Annotated in this window: 22 protein-coding genes and 1 tRNA gene; 13 read left to right on the top strand and 10 right to left on the bottom strand. The window is 48.0% G+C overall.

Features of this window, described 5'->3' with window-relative positions:
* Positions 1-302: 302 nt before the first annotated feature.
* From crtH to BRW63_RS16515, 3 genes are all read right to left on the bottom strand, one after another.
* A complete protein-coding gene (gene crtH / locus BRW63_RS16525) occupies positions 303-1,862 on the bottom strand; it encodes a carotenoid isomerase (RefSeq protein ID WP_073072919.1) in 1,560 nt (519 codons plus the stop codon).
* Positions 1,863-2,056: 194 nt separating this feature from the next.
* Entirely contained in the window at positions 2,057-2,737 is a 681-nt protein-coding gene (locus BRW63_RS16520) for a type I restriction endonuclease (RefSeq protein WP_219898630.1), read from the bottom strand.
* 285 nt (positions 2,738-3,022) lie between these two features.
* Positions 3,023-3,394 carry a hypothetical protein gene (locus tag BRW63_RS16515; RefSeq protein WP_073072909.1) on the bottom strand — a complete coding sequence of 124 codons (372 nt, stop codon included), beginning with the start codon at positions 3,392-3,394 and terminating at the stop codon, positions 3,023-3,025.
* 282 nt (positions 3,395-3,676) lie between these two features.
* Here BRW63_RS16515 and BRW63_RS16510 point away from each other — a divergent pair, with 282 nt between their 5' ends.
* Genes BRW63_RS16510 through BRW63_RS16505 form a run of 3 tightly spaced genes read left to right on the top strand, consistent with a single transcriptional unit; the run spans position 3,677 to position 5,964 of the window.
* Positions 3,677-4,174 (top strand): sigma factor-like helix-turn-helix DNA-binding protein, encoded by a 498-nt coding sequence (locus BRW63_RS16510; protein ID WP_073072907.1) that lies wholly within the window; start codon positions 3,677-3,679, stop codon positions 4,172-4,174.
* The gene (locus tag BRW63_RS28355; protein ID WP_181314505.1) at positions 4,114-4,341 is read left to right on the top strand and encodes a sigma-70 family RNA polymerase sigma factor family protein; all 228 of its coding nucleotides are present in this window, start codon (positions 4,114-4,116) and stop codon (positions 4,339-4,341) included. The genes BRW63_RS16510 and BRW63_RS28355 overlap by 61 nt, the downstream gene beginning before the upstream one ends.
* Before the next feature lie 24 nt (positions 4,342-4,365).
* On the top strand, positions 4,366-5,964 hold the full coding sequence (locus BRW63_RS16505) for an FAD-dependent monooxygenase (RefSeq protein ID WP_073072905.1): 1,599 nt from the start codon (positions 4,366-4,368) through the stop codon (positions 5,962-5,964).
* A gap of 316 nt (positions 5,965-6,280) precedes the next feature.
* On the opposite strand, the gene BRW63_RS16500 is transcribed toward BRW63_RS16505, so the two are convergent.
* Positions 6,281-6,367, bottom strand: a tRNA-Ser gene (locus tag BRW63_RS16500).
* A gap of 87 nt (positions 6,368-6,454) precedes the next feature.
* On the opposite strand from BRW63_RS16500, the gene BRW63_RS16495 reads away from it, so the two are divergent.
* From BRW63_RS16495 to BRW63_RS16465, 7 genes are read left to right on the top strand one after another with little or no spacing between them, the layout of a single operon-like run.
* The gene (locus BRW63_RS16495; RefSeq protein WP_073072903.1) at positions 6,455-6,823 is read left to right on the top strand and encodes a 2Fe-2S iron-sulfur cluster-binding protein; all 369 of its coding nucleotides are present in this window, start codon (positions 6,455-6,457) and stop codon (positions 6,821-6,823) included.
* A gap of 22 nt (positions 6,824-6,845) precedes the next feature.
* The gene (locus BRW63_RS16490; RefSeq protein WP_219898741.1) at positions 6,846-7,370 is read left to right on the top strand and encodes a thermonuclease family protein; all 525 of its coding nucleotides are present in this window, start codon (positions 6,846-6,848) and stop codon (positions 7,368-7,370) included.
* A 35-nt stretch (positions 7,371-7,405) separates the two neighbouring features.
* Positions 7,406-8,230 carry an inositol monophosphatase family protein gene (locus tag BRW63_RS16485; RefSeq protein ID WP_073072900.1) on the top strand — a complete coding sequence of 275 codons (825 nt, stop codon included), beginning with the start codon at positions 7,406-7,408 and terminating at the stop codon, positions 8,228-8,230.
* 45 nt (positions 8,231-8,275) lie between these two features.
* The gene (locus BRW63_RS16480; protein WP_073072898.1) at positions 8,276-9,235 is read left to right on the top strand and encodes a DnaJ domain-containing protein; all 960 of its coding nucleotides are present in this window, start codon (positions 8,276-8,278) and stop codon (positions 9,233-9,235) included.
* Entirely contained in the window at positions 9,235-10,488 is a 1,254-nt protein-coding gene (locus BRW63_RS16475) for an ATP phosphoribosyltransferase regulatory subunit (protein WP_073072896.1), read from the top strand. The genes BRW63_RS16480 and BRW63_RS16475 overlap by 1 nt, the downstream gene beginning before the upstream one ends.
* A 60-nt stretch (positions 10,489-10,548) precedes the next feature.
* Entirely contained in the window at positions 10,549-10,776 is a 228-nt protein-coding gene (locus BRW63_RS16470; RefSeq protein WP_073072894.1) for an indolepyruvate ferredoxin oxidoreductase subunit alpha, read from the top strand.
* Positions 10,777-10,792: 16 nt separating this feature from the next.
* A complete protein-coding gene (locus BRW63_RS16465; RefSeq protein WP_073072892.1) occupies positions 10,793-11,524 on the top strand; it encodes an ABC transporter ATP-binding protein in 732 nt (243 codons plus the stop codon).
* 26 nt (positions 11,525-11,550) lie between these two features.
* Here the strand turns inward: BRW63_RS16465 and BRW63_RS16460 are convergent, their stop codons facing one another.
* Positions 11,551-11,868 (bottom strand): hypothetical protein, encoded by a 318-nt coding sequence (locus BRW63_RS16460; protein ID WP_073072890.1) that lies wholly within the window; start codon positions 11,866-11,868, stop codon positions 11,551-11,553.
* 238 nt (positions 11,869-12,106) lie between these two features.
* On the opposite strand from BRW63_RS16460, the gene BRW63_RS16455 reads away from it, so the two are divergent.
* From BRW63_RS16455 to BRW63_RS16445, 3 genes are all read left to right on the top strand, one after another.
* Positions 12,107-13,096: a glycerophosphodiester phosphodiesterase family protein gene (locus BRW63_RS16455; RefSeq protein WP_083583001.1), complete on the top strand. Its 990-nt coding sequence runs from the start codon at positions 12,107-12,109 to the stop codon at positions 13,094-13,096.
* 105 nt (positions 13,097-13,201) lie between these two features.
* Complete coding sequence (locus tag BRW63_RS16450; protein ID WP_073072888.1) at positions 13,202-14,494, top strand: hypothetical protein; 1,293 nt, start codon at positions 13,202-13,204, stop codon at positions 14,492-14,494.
* 343 nt (positions 14,495-14,837) lie between these two features.
* Entirely contained in the window at positions 14,838-15,383 is a 546-nt protein-coding gene (locus tag BRW63_RS16445; protein WP_219898742.1) for a 2'-5' RNA ligase family protein, read from the top strand.
* A gap of 13 nt (positions 15,384-15,396) precedes the next feature.
* Here the strand turns inward: BRW63_RS16445 and BRW63_RS16440 are convergent, their stop codons facing one another.
* From BRW63_RS16440 to BRW63_RS16415, 5 genes are all read right to left on the bottom strand, one after another.
* Positions 15,397-16,128, bottom strand: a complete 732-nt coding sequence (locus tag BRW63_RS16440; protein ID WP_073072886.1) for a TIGR04283 family arsenosugar biosynthesis glycosyltransferase — start codon at positions 16,126-16,128, stop codon at positions 15,397-15,399.
* 9 nt (positions 16,129-16,137) lie between these two features.
* On the bottom strand, positions 16,138-17,301 hold the full coding sequence (locus tag BRW63_RS16435) for an acyltransferase family protein (protein ID WP_073072884.1): 1,164 nt from the start codon (positions 17,299-17,301) through the stop codon (positions 16,138-16,140).
* 5 nt (positions 17,302-17,306) lie between these two features.
* Complete coding sequence (locus BRW63_RS16430) at positions 17,307-17,771, bottom strand: rhodanese-like domain-containing protein (protein ID WP_073072882.1); 465 nt, start codon at positions 17,769-17,771, stop codon at positions 17,307-17,309.
* A gap of 28 nt (positions 17,772-17,799) precedes the next feature.
* Positions 17,800-18,405, bottom strand: coding sequence for a nitroreductase family protein (locus tag BRW63_RS16425; protein WP_181314506.1), 606 nt, complete (start codon positions 18,403-18,405; stop codon positions 17,800-17,802).
* A gap of 261 nt (positions 18,406-18,666) precedes the next feature.
* Positions 18,667-19,050, bottom strand: coding sequence for a hypothetical protein (locus BRW63_RS16415; RefSeq protein WP_143162067.1), 384 nt, complete (start codon positions 19,048-19,050; stop codon positions 18,667-18,669).
* Positions 19,051-19,205: the final 155 nt, after the last annotated feature.

Here is a 19,205-nt window from a genome sequence, read left to right as displayed (position 1 = left end):
ACATAAGTAGAGAATTCTGTAAGCTACGGATGTAAATTTGTAATTTTAGCTACAAATTTATTAGGTTCGCGCTTACAGTTCGCCTTGATGGAATAGTTGTGAAATAGTTCCCTTAAAGTCAGTTCGATGAGTTTTTTCGCTTTGTTCTTCAGCGCTTCCGCCCCCTAAATCCCCCATTCTGGGGGACTTCAAGCCCGGAATTTAGGTTCAAAGTCCCCCAATTTTGGGGGGATTTAGGGGGCAACCCGGATTTGCAACCGTAGCGAAAAGCTTCATCGAATTCACGTTCCCTGAAAGTTGTCTTACAACCCTAAGTCAGTCGCAACGCGGTGGGCACAGGCAAACCCAGAAAACGCCACCGCATTTAAACCCTGCCCAGGAAACGTGCTATCGCCGACACAATAGAGATTGGCGATCGCCGTTCGGTTAAACGGCATGGTCAACAATCCGGGCAGTTTGCGAGCGGGGATCGGTCCATAGGTGCCGTTGTCGCGACCCAAAAAGCGGCGGTGAGTTCTAGGGGTGCCGACTTCTTGATAATCTAAATGCTGGCTCAGGTTAGGAAAGATCGTTTCTAAACGATCGATGACTCGCGCTGCCGCCGCTGCTTTTTTAGCTTCATATTCGCTAGGCGACAAATTTTGCCAGTTTTCGATCCAACTAGGCGTAAAGGTGTGAATGATGTGACAACCGTCTGGCGCAAGACTCGGATCGAGCAACGTCGGAATCGAGACAAAAATAGTTCCTTGTTCGGCTTCCATCGTGTCCCAGTTTTCTAGCAAAATGTGATGACATTCTGTGCCGATCTCCAGCGCTTCTGATTTAACACCGAGATGCAAACTTAAAAAACTGGGAGATTGCTGATAGCGTTGTTGCCACTTTTTCTCAGTTTTGGGCATCTGAGAAGCGGGAATCAGTTTCTCGAAAGTGTCCCAGCGAGTGGCATTAGAAATAATTCGTTTGGCTCGATAGGTTTGACCAGACGTGAGTCTAACCCCAACTGCACGCCCGTTTTCGGTCAAAATCTCGGTGACTCTAGCTTTATACTGAATCCGACTACCCGCCTTCTCTAAGCCTTCTACCAGCTTTTGAGCAATTTGACCCACGCCACCCTTGGGATAATTGATGCCGCCATAGTGACGATCGCTAAACACCATTCCCGCATTAATCATGGGAGTCTTGTCTGCCGGAACCACCGACCAGCAATAACACTCCATGTCAATAAACTTCAGCAATGCGGGATCTTTAATAAATCGACGAGCAATATCTCCGGCATTTTGGGGCAAATATTTCACTAACCCCAAACAGGCGAGAGGATGCTGGAAAAACACCCGCGTCAAATAGCCTAATTCTTCCAGCGACAGTAGATCCATGACGTTGAGGCAATTAAACACCTTCCAACACTCACCATAAAACTGCCGAATTCCCTTTTCTTCGTGGGGAAAATGCCCGATCAGTTCTTGTAAAAACTTCTCATAGTCTTTGTGGACTTTTAGCTCTAAATCGTCTGGCAGGTGATAGTGAATCTGCACCGGGTCGGGGATGGTTTCAATGTCCATACCGACAGCATCTAGCGCACGAGTCAACAGATTAGTCGTGCCCTGCTTGCCAAAGCCAAAAATCATCGATGCGCCGACATCAAAACGATAGCTCGATTCACCCTCTTGAGACGATCGCTCAAAATAACCCGCACTGCCGCCAGGAATCACATAGCTCTCTAACACTAAAACGCTGGCTCCTTTGGCGGCAAGCTGAGTAGCGGTCACTAACCCACCAATGCCAGAGCCAATGACGATCGCGTCATAGTCTGCAGGGGATTGCTGGTCACGAGAAGCCTGAGAAGCGGTTGAAACAGAAGCCATGAACACTGATCATAATGACACTGTTCTTAGTGTATCGGAGTTGAGTACGGGCAGCGGAGGGATGTCACAAATGGCTGGGAGTGCGAAAGCCGCCTCGAATTACGAGCGAATCCAACGATTTCTGTGGGGTTTGCTTAAACAGCGATTGCTACACCAGTCGTGACGCGCGATCGAAAATGGAGAGTACGCTGTTATTAGCGATTGCTGAAATCCAAAAGCGACAAAGCACTTAATTGGTCGATCGTGCAATGATTTGACCCAGATGTTTGAGAACTTGAAACGCCGATCAGTAGTTCACTGGCTACTGTATAGATCGAAAAGGCTCGTGACAAATCGTACTGCGGTGTCGGTTGAGAACTGAGTTTCACAAATAAAACATCATCGCCATTGGTCAACACACCAAACGTTGGCTGGTTTAGCGTTGGATTTGACATCATATAAGCCAATGCTTGAGGCAATGCCGATCGGGCTGAAATCGTCGTTTTCCTAGACTCCAGAACCATCACCCAAAGCTGGGTTTGCAAAATCAGAATATCAATCCGCCCTCGCAGAGTTTCTTCCCCATCGTCGATCGAAACTTCTACAGCAGCTTCCGCTTTCATTTTGAACGGTGGATCGTAAAAGCCTGTCAGTTCTAACAACGGCGAAGCCACTAACAGCGTCACTGCACCTTCTAACAAGTCCCCATCGGCTCGATGATACAAAAGCCTGCGTCGTAAAACTGTTAGCGCATCGTGTTCCGCTTCGGTCAGATCAGGCAATGAGGTTTGCCATTCAGTAAAAAAGTGTTCATCTTCAATCCGCCGCAATCCAAACCTTGCTTCTGCATCAGCCAAGCTCTTAATCGCGTCTGTAACGGTCACAGCTTTCGCCATCGACTTACTGACAGACCTCAAAAATTACTCAGTCCTCGTGATTCTAGCAAATGCACGAATTGAGCTTACAAGCTTGGCGACAATACAGAAGGGTGATACCAATTTCAAAAACAATTGCGACAGATGGAACGATTGCGAGAGGGCATGGCACTGCCCATTGGTGTCAACTCAGGTTCAAATCGTTGTGATGCCTGGCTTGCCGCCCTCATCCCCAAGGGGAGAGATTCAGGGTGAGGGCAATTTAAGTCTGTCTACTTAATTGGCGGCTTCCTAACGCTCAACTTCCTAGAGTTGAATGGTGGTTTTGTTGTGCAATTCCTCCACTTGAATTAGTGAACCGTTACCGATCGCGATGTTGAACTTCACTAAAGAACGTTCAACTTGATATCCCGGCAACACTCGAACGGTTTGATATTCAGTCATCAAATCACTCGTGCCATCCCATTTGAACAATGCCAGTTGGTTTGACGCAATCTCACTCAGTTGTGAAACAAACTCTTCAATGCTGTCCCTCACATTCACGAGAATGCCAGACGAAAGGAAGATGTAACGCTCTTGCAAATCCAAAGTCACACTAACCCGATACCGTTTTTCGGTTGAGCATCGCAACTCAAGAGTGAACGAAATCGAGCCAGGAACGATCGTCCTAACTCCCATATTATTTTGTCCTCTCGGTTAATTCAAAGAGGACAAGAATGCTGATTTCTCAGACACTCTATTGGGATGAAAAAGGTATGCAGGATCTTGATTCCAGCCTTTCAAGATCCCATAGCAAAGCTGACGGTGTACAATCATGAACGCCTCCTGAGTTACTAGTCCTAACTAGGGATGGAAGTCCTCGGAGTCTGATCTGCTAAATCAGGCTTCGGGGCACAACTTCATCACTGCGATGTATTCTACAAGAGTTTTTAGTTTTTTGGAATGCTGAATTTTTGAGGGGTGCGATTACCCGATGGGGAACTGCGAGATACTGTGTTGGATGTCAAGCTGTCGCACCTGCAAAATTTGGGTCAAACGGGCAGCCTGATTTCAGAATCCCATATGCAATCTGCAAAAAACTACTTGGCGACCACGATCACGCGCCTTTGCAGCGATCCAGCCGAGCAGGTTGAGTTAGCTGATTCGCTTTCAATGGCGTTTTTAGTCATGTTGGAACGGTTATCGCCGATCGAACGAGCCGTCTTTCTGCTGCGTGAGGTGTTTGAGTATGACTATCCTGAGATTGCTCAAATTGTGGGCAAGAGTGCTGAGAACTGTCGGCAGATTTTAAAGCGATCGCGCCAACCCATCACGACTCGACACCCCCGTTTTCCGGTTTCCCATCAACAGCAGGAGCAAATTACTGTGCAGTTCATGGACGCTTGGACGCAAGGCAAGTGGCTCGATTTCTGTTTGCCATTCAGCGCCAACGGCTGCCCACCGATCGCGCTCACTTAGTTGAGATCAATGGACAACCTAGCATTCTCGTTCGGGGTGAAAATGGTATCCAGGGTGTGATGACGTTTGAAATCAGGGAGGGCTATATTCAATCTATCTACGCGATTCGGAATTCAGAAAAGTTGAAGCAATTCAACAAAGATGCGACCCATCAATCTTTTGTTTAACGATGAATTCATTCATCTAAACTCATGGAAACTACAATCAAAACGAATGTTGTCATCATCGGGGCGGGTCCGACTGGGCTTTCGATCGCTTGTCAACTCGCTCGATACGGCGTTGATTTTGTCGTGATGGATCAGAACGAAGGCATAACACCGTATTCCAAGGCGATCGGCGTTCATGCTCGTACGATCGAGATTTATGAGCAGATCGGCTTAGCACAGAAAGCAGTCGAACAAGGCACGATCGCTGGGAAAGTGCGTCTGCTGTCCGGTGGCACCGTGCGCGGCGAACTGCACTTGTCAAACATTGGAGCGGGGTTAAGTCCTTATCCCTATGTGCTGATGTTGGAGCAAAGCAAAAACGAGAAACTGCTTTACAACTATCTGCAAAGTCATGGAAAAGAAATTCTCTGGCAAACCGAACTCCAAAGTTTCTCGCAAACCGATTCGGGCGTGACAGCGCAAGTGATTACTTCAGAGGGCGCAACTCAAACGATCGAGGCACAATATCTCGTCGGTTGCGATGGCCCAAAAAGCCCAACGAGACACACGCTCGGACTGACGTTTGAGGGAAGCACCTTCGATCGGATGTTTTATGTCGCCGATGCCCAAGTTGATTGGACTCTGAGCCACGACGCGCTGCACGTTTGTCTATCGGCAGATTCATTTGTGCTTTTCTTTCCGCTCAAAGGCGAACAGCGCTATCGCATTATCGGTGTATTCCCCGAAACGTTTGCAAAGGACGAAGGCGACGTATTGTACGAAGAAATCGATCGCCGAATTCAGGAAGAAACAAACCTCGACCTCAATGTTCACGCTGTCGAATGGTTTTCCACTTACAAAGTCCACACGCGCCATGCCAGTCGCTTCTCCAAAGGCAGATGCTTTCTGGCGGGCGATGCCGCACATATTCACTCGCCTGTCGGAGCGCAAGGCATGAACACTGGAATTCAAGACGGCTACAATCTCGCTTGGAAACTGGCGCTGGTGCTGCAAGGCAAGGCAGACAAAAAACTTCTGGAAACTTACAGCGAAGAACGGTTAGAGAATGCCAAGCATCTTTTGCAAACGACCGATCGAGCGTTTCAGATTGCCGCAGGCTCGGAAGGGTTTCTCGCCTTTCTTCGCCTGAACGTTTTACCATTTGTCGCCCAATATATCCTCAGTTTCGATGCGGTTAAGCAGTTCATTTTTCCGATGTTGTCGCAAATTGGGATTCAGTATCGCCGCAGTTCGCTCAGCCAACACACAGCGGATAAAAAGTTCAGGGTCAAAGCCGGAGACCGGATGCCGTATTTTCGAGTGGATGGCGAAAGCATCTATGAAAAACTGCATCAACCGAAGTTTCATTGGTTGATGTTCTCGAATGAACAAAGCGAGGTTCGATCGTTGGAAATGGAACTTGAAAGCCAGTATGCCGAATTTGTTGATTTCAACGCGATCCCGCTTGATCCGCAAGTCGCAAAAGCCTTTGGTGTGAATCATCCTTTTAGCATGTTATTAAGACCGGACAACTATATTGGGTTTCTTTCCACAGAAATGACGCTGAACGAGTTAACGGTCTATCTGAAGAAGGTTGTCGGAAACTCGCAAATAGCGGACGAGAATGCAAAGCTTATTTACTGACACTGAAGACAATCCTTAGCACACTGCAATTGATGTAGTTGAAGGAGGTTTTCTTAAAATCAGCCTTGCAGCAGGCGGAATTGCTGTTCTAGCCCGAACTACGGCAACGGGTGATCTGTATTCTGACGGGCTATTTCTGCTGACTCCGAGAAATATAAGACCGAGATTCGTCCTGCTAGATTTCAGCCCCGCCGAGATGGGACAGATCACCGATGCAACAGTTCAATCAACCAAAATCACCTAACCGATCGACCAAAAAGAGACCTCCGAAATTTCGAGGGTCTCCTGTAAGTCTTGCCATATCTAGGTTCTAGAACGGAGAGAGAGGGATTCGAACCCTCGTTAAAGTTACCCCTAAACAGCATTTCCAGTGCTGCGCCTTCAACCACTCGGCCATCTCTCCAAGGCTGTGCTGTATTCCCAGTCACAGATTCCTTATATTACCAGAATTGTCACATACTGGAAAGGGAGCAAGAATCTTGGCGAATTTATGACTCAGTTTCATACCATCCGCGTTTATAACCGTCAAAAAAATACCTACCACACCTTTCGGGTGCCCGACGATCGCTACATCCTCCACAGCGCCGAAAACCAGGGTGTTGAGTTGCCATTTTCGTGCCGGAATGGGGCTTGCACCACTTGTGCCGTTCGAGTCCGATCGGGGGAACTCTATCAGCCAGAAGCGATCGGGCTGTCTGTCGAATTGCAGCGTCAGGGATATGCGTTGCTCTGTGTCAGCTATGCCCGATCGGATCTAGAAGTTGAAACTCAAGACGAAGACGAAGTATATGAACTTCAATTTGGGCGCTATTTTGGCAAAGGTCGAGTTAAACGGGGGTTGCCGCTTGACGAAGAATAGGAGCAAGATGAGACGGTTAGCCGTGAACATTTGGAAAAGAGTGTTATCGCTGATTGTTTGGCCGATTTTTCTCGGTCTGTTATGGGGCTGTCAAGGAGCAACGTCTCCACAAGGAGAGGCGGTTGCCGTTCAACAAGTTTTGAGCGGTCAAGAACTTGAACTTACAGGCATTCCCGGACAGCCAGACATTAGCGAACAGGTTCGACTTGCCGGAATCGCGGTGCCAAGTCTGGCTCAAAAGCCTTGGGGAAACGCGGCTAAAACTCAGCTAGAGCAAATGATCGGCAATCAGTCGGTGGTGCTGGAGTCAGATGCCCGCACTGACCAAGGACAGCGATCGGTTTACGCTTGGTCAAACGGCATTCTGTTAAATGAAAAACTCGTCGCCGAAGGACACGCTTTGACAACGGTTTCTAAGTCTCTAAAGTCCAAATATGAACTGCGTCTCAGTCGTGCCCAAGACCGCGCCAGAATTTTAGGATTGGGCATCTGGAATCCTCAAGATCCGATGCGTCAACTTCCAGGAGAACCAGATACTCGCGAGTGAGTGTTAAACTTTCCTCGTCTCCATTGCTTAAATTCATGTCTTCTCATTCTCCCCAACAGCTTCAAATCTTTCTAGACATCGCCACCGAAGCGGTTTTAGCAGCAGGAGCCGTTTTGCAGATTTATTGGGGCAAGCTCGAAGATATTCAAGAAAAAGGTCGCCCCGGCGATTTAGTCACCGAGGCAGACAAAGCCGCAGAAGCTGCCGTTTTGGAGGTTTTGCGTCGCCATGTGCCTGACCACCCAATCTTGGCAGAAGAATCGGGACAGTTAGGTCGCCTTGGTGGTGAATATCTTTGGGCGATCGACCCGCTCGACGGCACGACCAACTATGCCCATCAATATCCCTTTGTTGCCGTGTCTGTCGGTTTGCTGATTGATGGCATTCCTCAAGTGGGAGCCGTGTTTAACCCGATTCATCAAGAGCTTTTTAGAGCCGCAAAAGGGTTAGGCGCAACGTGCAATCGGCGATCGATTCGGGTGTCTCAAACTGCGGAACTGAGTAAAAGTCTGCTGGTGACGGGGTTTGCCTACGATCGTCACCAAACGCCCGACACTAACTATGCCGAATTTGCTCATCTGACTCATCTGACTCAAGGCGTTCGGCGAGACGGAGCCGCCGCCCTTGACCTGGCTTATGTTGCCTGTGGACGATTTGACGGCTATTGGGAGCGCGGCTTATCGATCTGGGATATGGCAGCCGGGGTGGTGCTGGTTGAAGAAGCTGGAGGCAGCGTCACAGCCTACGATCGCACTCCCTTCAACCTTCAGTCGGGGCGGCTCTTAGCCACAAACTCTAAAATTCACGATCGTCTTAGTCAAGAGTTAGTGCAGGTAAAGTCAGAAGATCCCATAAAATAAGCAGATACTGATCATAAAGAGCTTACTCAGGCAGACTAGCGTACCATGAGTTTTCAAATTGAACGAGGTCTGTTCATGTTAGACTTCTCCGACTATCACTCAATTTTGGGGGTGTCGGTCGAAGCAGACGTTAAGGAAATTCGCAAGAATTATTTGAAAATTGCCCGTCGTCTGCATCCCGACAGTGGAGTATTGGAGGGCGAACGCGATCGTCAGCTTGCAGGTCAATTTCTCTCAAAAATGGTCAACCCCGCCTGGGAACAGCTTTCTCAAGAGCGCAGCCGCACTGATCACGCAGTCTTGCTCAAGCTCAAAGGGCAGGGGGCGATGCGGCACCAAACCCACACGCAAGTGTTAGGGAGTTTAGCCAAGCAATTGCTGACTGCCAACAATCTTGACTACTTTTATCGGACTGCTTTGCAAGACCTTGCCGATCGTCAATATCAGCATCTCGACCAAGTTCTCGAACTGATTGCCCAGATCAGTGAGCTAAATTTAGTCTATTTGGCGAGAAAAGAAGGCACCAATGAGGGCACGATCGGTGAACCCAAAAAACCGCTTTACACGGCAGCAGCACCAGCATCGACCGTTGCGCCCAGTTCTACGCCGACTCCTCCCTCAGCCCAAGAGCAGCGAGAATCTCTACTTGAGCAATATTATCGTCGGGCAGAAGGCTTTATGAAGAAAGGCAACTATGCTCAAGCCACTTTAGAACTGAGAGACGCGCTGCAAATTGACCCCAATCATTGCCGCTGTCATAGCTTAATGGGAATGGTGTATTTGCAGCAAAAACAGGCGACGATGGCAAAGATTCACTTCAACAAGGCGTTGACCGTGAACCCAGAAGACCCGACCGCTCTAGAAGGCAAGAAATATCTAGAGCAACAGGCGAATAAAACTGCTTCTCAAGCATCTGGCTCTAAACCTGCAAATAACAAGTCCGATCGCAATAAACCTGACGGTGGCGGGTTGTTTGGCGGCTTATTTAGTGGAAAGAAAAAATAATGGTTTACCAACCTCCAGCCGGGGCTAGAGACTTATTGCCCCTTGATGTGGCTCAAAAATGCTGGATTGAAGATCGGCTTCAGCAGGTTTTTCAGCGCTGGGGCTATCACCGCATCATTACTTCTACGTTAGAACGGCTCGATACCTTGATGGCAGGGGGCGCAATTCAGCGATCGACCGTGATTCAACTCAATAATCTGGATGATGAAGTGCTGGGGTTGCGTCCCGAATTGACTGCCTCGATCGCGCGCACTGCCGTGACTCGGATGGCGGGTGCCACTTATCCTCAACGGCTCTACTACAATACCAATGTGTTTCGCCGTGCCCCAGAAGGCAGTCATAGCGGTCAACAGGAGTTTTATCAAGCTGGGGTCGAGCTGCTCGGCGGTGGTGGGTTGTTGGCAGATGCCGAGATTTTGCTGCTGCTGATTGACTGTCTCCATAATTTAGGACTGGAACCGCTAAAAAACTCTTCTGCCTCCTGGAGCTTGATTTTGGGTGAAGCAGACTTGACGCGATCGCTGCTCTCTCCCTTCCCTGCCCATTTGCGCGATAAAGTTCGATATGCGATCGCCAAGCTCGATCGGATGTCTTTAGAATCGCTGCCTTTGTCTGAAGAATTGCACGATCGGGCGTTGCTGCTGCTCGATCTGCGAGGCAAACCCGCCGATGTAATTCAACGAGTCAGCCGTCTAAATCTAGATGATAGTCAGCGAGAGGCAGTCAACAATCTCAAATCTTTGATCGAGCTGCTGCAAGAAAGCCTCAGTTTACGCCTGGGAGATGTAGAGATCCCGATTGTGCTGGATCTAAGCCTGATTCGCACCTTCGACTACTACACCGGAATCGTGTTTGAAGTCGCCAGCAACACCCCATCAGGGCAAAAAGTTTTAGGGCAAGGCGGACGATATGATCAGCTTTTAGGGCTTTTCCATCCCCAGGGGCAGCCCATTCCCGGCATCGGCTTCTCGCTGCAAATTGAGCAACTGCACCAGATGCTCATTCCCACTGGGCAACTGCCTCACCAGACTCCTGCTAGCGATTGGTTAGTGGTGTCAGAGACTTCGCAGACCCACGCGATCGCCTTTGCCCACGCCCAAAAACTGCGAGAATCGGCTCACCCAGTGCAGGTTGAGTTAGATCTCAGTGGCACCAGTCGAGAAGACATCCGAGACTATGCCCGTCGTCGCGGCATTGCCCAAATTGTTTGGATGGATGTGGACGGTTCGCCAGTTGATGAAATCCTGACTTAGCGATAATAGAAAGTGTTCTTAGTGAATGCTTTCACTCAAATATTTAGTAGGAAAAAACTTGTGTCTCATACGATCGTTACCAATGTCTGTGAAGGGGTCGCCGATTGCGTCGATGCCTGTCCAGTCGCTTGTATTCACGAAGGCCCGAGCAAAAACACCAAGGGCACCGATTGGTATTGGATCGATTTCTCTACCTGCATCGACTGTGGAATTTGTCTGCAAGTCTGCCCGGTTGAAGGGGCGATCGTGCCCGAAGAACGACCGGAATTGCAAAACACCCCTCAGTAATCCTTTGACCTGACTTATGAATGACCCTGCCCCGCTTCTAGAAGTCGAAAATGTCTACGCTGGCTACATCAAAGACCTGAATATTTTGCAAGGAGTCAGCATCAAGGTCTATCCGGGTGAGTTGGTGGCGATTATTGGCCCCAACGGAGCCGGAAAATCGACGCTAGCAAAAGCGGTGTTTGGGTTGCTCACACCCAATCAGGGCAAAATTAATTTTAAGGGCGAGAGCATTGCAGGGCTAAAATCTGACCAGATTGTGCGCCAGGGCATGTGTTATGTGCCTCAAATCTCCAATGTCTTTCCTTCTTTAACCGTCGAAGAAAACCTAGAAATGGGCGCGTTTGTTCGCGATGTCTCACTACAGCCGCTCAAAGATGAGATTTTTGCTAAGTTTCCTCGTTTAGCAGAGCGCCGCCGCCAACGAGCCGGGACGCTTTCTGGCGGGGAGCGACAAATGTTAGCGATGGGCAAGGCATTGATGCTGCAACCCAGTTTGCTTTTATTAGACGAGCCTTCAGCCGCCTTGTCTCCCATTCTCGTCAACAGCGTTTTTGAGCAGATCAAACAGATCAATCAAAGCGGAACGGCGATCGTACTCGTCGAGCAAAATGTCCGCAAAGCGCTAGAGATGGCAGACCGAGGCTATGTGTTAGAAGCGGGGCGCGATCGGTTTGAAGGGCGTGGGGCTGATTTGCTCAACAATCCCAAAGTCGGTGAACTATATCTGGGAGCGGGCAAAGCGCATTAAAACAAGTCTGATCGACTCGATCGTGACTATTTTGTCCCGCGTTTATTGAGTGCGGCAATCAACTGCGGTCTGACTTGCTGTGCCCACTGTTCAAAATTAAACGCCCGATCGTAACTAGTTAGAGAGTCAAGCGTCGTCGGGGCTTCTGCCGAACGAGGAAGGAATTGAGTTTCAGGTTTGTTGCTCATGGTGCTTTTGTGGGAGGAGGCGTAACGGTTAGAGATTTTCTGAAGGTGCCTATTTTTTGCTAGACATCGATCGTCAGAGTTTCGAGACTTGGCACTCAAAACCAGCAGCGATCGCTCGACCTGGTAAATAGGTTTGCAGCCATCATACTCACTCACTCTTCAGAGCCAAGTTAAACTTTGCTCAAGAATTGGGATAAATTTTAATTCCGAAATCTATCATCTCATCCCTCGCAGATCGAGGTCTCTCTCTTTGGAAAGAGAAGCTTCGTTGAGAACGTATTGCAGATCACTACACTTGCAATTTGCTGAATTTAAGCTGTCATTTACTTCAAAGGCTTAACGTATAGTTCACCTTTCTTGGGTAGTCTGAGAACACAATGGAGGGAGGAGTCACATGGTCATTCAGATCGAACCATTAATTGATAGCAGTAAACTGATTAAGCCAACTGAGAAACCCGATCGAACATTTGAAGCGATCGGGCATCGAGGTGCGCGTGGGCTATTACCCGAAAACACCTTGCCTGCTTTTAATTTGGCGTTGAGCTTGGGGGTCGATTCGCTAGAGCTTGATGTGGGCATGACAGCAGATGGGGTGCTAGTCGTCACTCACAATCCAGAAATCTCCTCAGCGCTTTGTCTGCACCCAAATGGCAAGTCTGTACGTCGCTATCCTCGACTGTTGATTCGCAAACTGACTTTTGCCGATGTGCAGGGCTTTGACTGTGGCTCACTCAACCCCGACCCAGTGAAGTTTCCTCAACAGCAGCTTGTGCCAGGTGAAAAGATGCCCTCGCTGGCTCAAGTGTTTGAGCATCAGATGCAGCATTTTCCTGACTCTCAGGTGCGCTATACGATCGAGTGCAAGGTCAACCCGCTGCGATCGCGAGACACCTTTAGCCCCGATGTGTTTGCTCGGCGCGTGGTCAATCTGGTACGGGATTATGGAGTCTTCGATCGCGTCACCGTTCAGTCGTTTGATTGGCGCGTTTTGCTGGCAGTTAAGAAAATAGATTCTCAGATTCAAACTGCTGCGCTGGTCAGACAAAAGCGAGGCAAACCTGGCACATTGCTCTCTCAAGCCGGAATCGCTTCCCCGTTTTTGGCAGGGTTAGACTTTAGGCGCTATCGCGGCAACCTGGCAGAACTGCTCAAAAATGCAGAATTCATCGATCGCTACTCTCCCAACTTTGAGACGCTGCTGCCTCAGTCAAAAGATTTTATCCAATCCACTCAAGAGATTCAGCAAGCGGGCTTTCCGGTGATTCCCTGGACGGTCAATGATGCGGCAACGATGGATCAACTAATTGCTTTAGGCGTGGATGGTCTGATTACCGATTTTCCTGATGTTTTGCTCAAACTTCTGCAACAGCGAGGATTGCGTTAAAAAATCGGATTTTTACAGGTTAGATATTGCGATGGACAGTGAACACTAAGTGCTATGAGTAGCCAAAGTGTTGCTCAGAACTCAATATTAACCGAGGACAAGATAATGGTATTTCCAGGCTGGGAAGTAGCACGGCTGATTCCGCCGGATGTGCTAATGGGTTTAGTGGCTGGGCAATACAAACTCTACGGCGGTGTCATCCGTTGGGCAGGTGGTACGGAAAATGCTGGGCAAATTGTACGTCACTTACTTCCAGCGGGGTCACAATTTCTCAACTTCATTCCAGGACTCAACTTCATTCCCGGCATCGTCGCAAGTGTGCAGATGTCTCAGTTGAAAAATATTGCTCAAGCTAACACCCTTCAGATTGCTCAAGTCTCTAATCAAGTAGCGGCGCTCTCCACACAAGTTGGAACACTTTCTCAAACGACTCAACAGGTTCTTCAAATTGCCACAGGCACCGCCGTACTGTCCGGGTTAGGGCTTGCAGTGAGTTGTGTTGGCTTTATTGCCATCAACAAAAAGCTCAACACGATCGACAGCAGGCTCAAAGACATCCAAAAAGACGTTCAAGCGATTCAACAGTTTCTGGCAAGCAGCGAACGTGCTAAACTCTTTGCCGCAATCGCCTCCTTACTCAAGCTAGACAAAACGCCCACCGAGCATCGCTACACCATTCTGCACAACGCTCGACAAACGCTGACCGAAATCAATATGCGCTATCAAGAACTGCTAGCGAACGCGACAACGATCGAAACAGCAATGGCGTGTGAAGAATATTTTGCTTTGACTGCACTCGCCCAGATTCGCTGCACGGCTGAACTAGGGATGTTAGAGGTTGCTCATCATGAAGCACAAGAGGCAAATCAAATTTGGCAAGGGCAAGGACGACGTATTGCTAGAGAAATTTTGATTGGAAACCACTCAGAACGATTTTTAGCTAGTGATTTCGTTAATTCCGTCTCTGACGTTAATTCTGTTTCCGTCTCTGAATTGGTTGAGTGGTTAGATTTTGCGAACGAAAACTCTAAAGGTTACCTGTGGATTGATGAATTACGCGGCAAGATGGACGAGTTTTGGTACGCGAAAAGCGTATTTCCTATGATAAATGGAGGCTTAAATAAAAACATTGGTATAGGACTGAAAAAAGAGCAGCAAATGGTCATTCCATCAATCAGAAAATTGATTGCTAGAAGTCAAGTATTTGAGGGATACGTCTCTCAGTACGAACTCCTAAAGGTTCAAGAACTCACCCCGTCTAAATTTGAACAGAAAATTACAGCACTTCCAGAATCATCTGCTGTTGACGGCTACTTTATCCTGGAGCCAGCAAAGAAAGTTGTGGTTGAGAAAGCCCCACCCAAGAGGTTTTTCCAATTACTAGATTCTATGGGTTGAACTATGCTGACGTATTTTGAAACACCCTATTCAGGAGGTCTTTCTAATTACCGACACGAACACAGGAAACGTCAGCAATACTGAATACTCTCTTCTGGTTAGCTCTGGTTACGACATCAGGGCTAACTTTTTATGTGGTACGAATTATCTTTTGATGCAGTTAAAGATGACGCAAATAAAAATGTGAATGTAAACGCAACTCTAAATGTTATAAACGTAAGTTCAGAATGGGAAGAAGTTCTAGCATTACCGAATTTCTGTACTTGAGTGAGGACAAAGAAGAAAATCTCTCCTAAAGGAGTAGTGTTGTCTTGTTTCGTTCGTTAAATTTAGATTTTATAGAGTGCAGATTTTGTCTTCTCGATCGCCCGATTCACCCTCCACTCCTTCGCCTCTCGTCTTGACGCTCAAGCTAGACGCGATCGCTTTTGATAGTCTCAATTTGTTGCGTCAGCAGCACTTTCCACCCAAGCGCAACTTTCTTCCGGCACATGTGACGCTCTTTCACGCCCTTCCGGGCGACCAGGAATTGGCGATTCGGCAGACTCTTCAAACCCTTTGCCAACAGACTTCAAGATTGTCTGTACGTTTTCCGACGCTGCGATCGCTGGGTGGAGGAGTTGCCATAGAAATCGAGAGTCCAAAATTAATCCAAGTGCGAAACCAACTCGCGCAGGGTTGGAGTGGTTGGTTGAGCGCCCAAGACAGGCAAGGCTATCGACCGCACGTCACGATTCAAAACAAGGTCACATCTGACGAAGCGCGCGGTCTATATGAGCGGCTTTCTCAAGTGTGGCAACCTATTGAGGGATCGGGAGAAGGGTTATTGCTGTGGCACTATCGAGGTGGCCCGTGGGAGTTGGCAGATGAATTTGAGTTCAAATCATAAGACCCAATGCCGATTAACGGATGTCTTCATAGAATCGTTTGAGATAGGCAGCAGGAACGCCAAGTCCCCATAAAATGCCGATGTAGAGGTAGATCGCAGTTGCTTTCAGGCTACCCCAACGGGCGACTCGACGATCGGAGCTTTGCACCACGCGATTAACCTGATAAATTCGTCCTTTTTTGACTAAGCGAAGACACAAATCGCCGTCTTCCATGATCGGGAGCGCTTCATCAAAACCGCCACACTCCCAAAAGTCCGATCGCCGACAAAACATCACCTGATCGCCAAACAACAGGCGCAATCCTTTAAAGAACAGGTGTGGTTTAAACAGGAGCGGCGCGTAATAGGTTTTTAAGTAATTGTGCAACGAAATGCCCCAGCGAGTCGTTTGCTTACCTGACATTAACGCAATAAATCCACCGCAGGCAATTTTAGGGTCTGTTAAAGTGTGCTCAATCACGGCGATCAAATCATCTGGCACCCAAGTATCCGCATGGAGAAAGCAAAGAATATCAGCCTTTGCAGCTTTTGCACCTTCGTTCATTTGCACTGAACGCCCTTTACGATCGCACTCAAGAATTTGCACACTGGCAGCCTGCGCGATCGCCACAGTCTCATCTTGACTGCCGCCATCGACCACCCACACTTCAAACGCAGGCGGGTCTAGCCCTTTTAGATGACGCAGCGATCGTCCTAAATTGCCCGCTTCATTGAAAGTTGGAATAATAATTGCAACACGAGCCATATTGCTAAGTTATTTCAGTTGAGGTTGAAATGATATTGACTTTAGCCCAAATAAAAATCGAGTCATGTTGATTCTTCTGATGAGTAATTCATAGGTTACGAGCGTTGCTAAGAGCGCTCCTGTGCTGATGACGATAAATTTCTCTAACACTCCAGCATTCCACTGCACTACGTAAAATCCAATAGCAACGACTACAGTTTGGTGAAGAATATAAAATGGGTAAGATGCTTCATTTGCATATTGCAGCAGACGGCTTTTAAAGTTCAGATGAGATCTCGCTAGAATCAATACCATTAACACCCAGCACCAGGAATTAAAGCCCCGAAATGCTTGATAGATCATATAAGCGGGTGAGTAACCTCGATCGGGAGCGGTATCGGTAAGCCATAACGCTAACAAACTTGCCATACCGACAATCGCGACACCAGTCACCCAATATCGTTGACGATCGAGGAGTTGCCCAAATCGACGATCGCTACAAAAGATATAGCCATAAACAAAATAAGACAGATAAAGTAACACATTTGCCCAATCGTCATAAAGATTTTGAAAGCCGATCCATCTAGGGCGGAATGTTGCTTCAATTATGGCTAGAAGCAGTGCTGGATAGAAAACTGTGTTCGCTCGATCGAGCTTTGTCGCTAACCAGTCACACCAACGCTGTCCGGGAGGTTGCTGCAAATAAACAAACAGGGGCAAAGCCACTAGAGAAAACACAAATAAATACACAATAAACCATAGGTGCGCCCATTCAAAGTTTCCACTAGGACGAATGCCATTAAAAAACTGGGGATAAAACTGAAAATAAGATTTTTGATCATCTGAAGTCATCAGTACGTGATAGTAAACCTGAATCGGAACTAAAACCAGCGTACCAAATACAAACGGGATAAAGAGTCGTTGAAATCGCTCTTTGACATACTGGTTGGAAGTTCTAGCCTCTAGAGAAAACCAGGTAGCGGCTCCTGATAAAAAGAAAAAAAGCGGCATGTGCCACTGATGCACTAACAAGATAAAAATTTCCATCGCTGGACTTGTGACTGCATTCGTGACATAAAACACGCCTAGATCGCCTTTATAAAAAATGGCGGCAGTGTGAAAATAAATCAGGAGCAACACTGCCAAAACTCTGAGCCAGTCCAGGTCATAGCGTCTTTCACGATTACTGCTCAATATCTTTATCGCTGTGCCGATCGATCGTTTAACAGCTTTCCCCAAGTGGCATTATAAGGGTGAACTTGGGCCGTAGGTTGACCCTCTTTCACCATCGATCGTCCTTCATTTGCCCATTCAAACAGCCCACCCTCTAGATTAAAAACTTGCCGAAATCCAGCTTGCTCAAGCTGTTGGGCAACCTTTGCACTTCGGTATCCGACGGAACAATAAACTACGATCAGAGTATCTTTTGCCATCTCTCCAAGAGATCCCGGTAATGTTGCATCAGAACTAGGCGTAATAAGTTGAGCGTGGTCAAGATGGCTAACTGCATACTCTTCCTCACTCCGGGCATCGAGAAGCACAGGAGCAGGCGTTGCAGACTCGTCTAGTGCTTGAGCAAGTTGCATCGTTGTCATTCGCAGCACTGACGGAAACTGCCAGCGAATCAGCCATTTGAGTAGAGTAAACGACAGCGATCGACCCATTTCTGACTCACCAAATTCCTAAACAGGGTTAGCCGACGATCGATGAAGTCTGATTCCAGTGACCCGTAAAGACAAACTGGTCTAGAGATTTGCGGGTGCGCGGCGATGATTGTCGCTGCTGCAACGCTTCAGATAGGGTTTGTGGATCTCCGAGATAGCCTAGCGCAATCGCGGCAACTGGATCATAGCCCTCAGGAATGCCGTAAGTCTCTTTAGCTTTAGGAACATCAAATCCTGCCATTTGGTGGATCAGTAACCCTTGGGCCGCTGCCTCGATCGCGAGATTGGCCGAGGCTGCACCCACATCGTGAAACGCGTGACGGTTTTCTACGCCGTTGCGTTCAAAGGTTAGTTTTGCCACCGAGAGCATCAACACTGGGGTATGCTTCGCCCAGACTTGGTTTCCCTCAGCAAGGCACTTTAAGAGCCGACTAAACTCATCTGGATTGTCTTGAGTCGCCACAATATAGCTCCACGGCTGCTCATTGTAGGAAGAAGCGGCCCATCGCGCCGCTTCTAACATACTCCGCAATTTTTCTGGTTCCACGGCTTGGTTTGAGAACGAGATCGGACTCCAGCGTTGTCGCAGCACCTCTTCGATCGAATATTGAGTGGTAGATAGTGGATCGATCATCAAATTATGATTAACAGCATTGCTCGTTTACTTTTATCTGATTTGCTCTGAGAAATCAATCATGACTTTCAGAAATCGTTCTGACCTCTCTGATTAACCGCTTGGATCAGATCGTTAAAGTGTTGTTGTACTTCTTCGATTTTCCAACTCATGCTGTCCTCCATTAGACCTCCTGCATGAATCCGCGAAGCCCCACTTCGTGAGGAGGGCAATTCATACTTGCATTCAGCAACGCCAAATTTAGCTTGTTTGGCGAACAGTTCAGCGAACAAACCCAGTCAGATGATTCTCAAACGTTTTGCTTACGACGTTGAACTGCCGCACCCATGCTTCTGCTTCGACGCTCAATTTGCCATAGACCCGCACATCGATCGGCTTGACACTGCTGAAGAATTGTTTGAATTCTTCCCACGCCGTAATCATGTTGATGTGCTGCATCATGGCAGCGCGATCGGCAAAGGTCAGAATTGCGCCAACCTCGATCGAGTCAGGATTAGCATAGAACTGGATGCTCACGAGTGCCCTGACTCCTTCAGACTCTAGCCGTTGCACCGCTGCCTGAGCGATCGTTGAAAATTCCTCAAACGATCGGGTTCGCCCTAGCACTTCAACCAGTGTGACATATTCGCTGGATAGCAATTTCATCTTAGTTGTCTCCTCTAATGAGTCTTTAAACTGAATCATCATTGACTCACATCTTGCAGCAGTCTCAATAAGGCAAGAATGGTAAGGGCTTGACGATGATTTCAAACCCTAGCTCATCTGCGAGGCTGCGATTCTTTTGAATCTGACGTAACAGT

It is taken from the genome of Phormidesmis priestleyi ULC007 (genome assembly GCF_001895925.1).
Lineage (GTDB): Bacteria > Cyanobacteriota > Cyanobacteriia > Leptolyngbyales > Leptolyngbyaceae > Phormidesmis_A > Phormidesmis_A priestleyi_A.
Note: the sequence above shows the minus strand (reverse complement) of the source record. Positions and strands in the feature narration are given on the sequence as shown.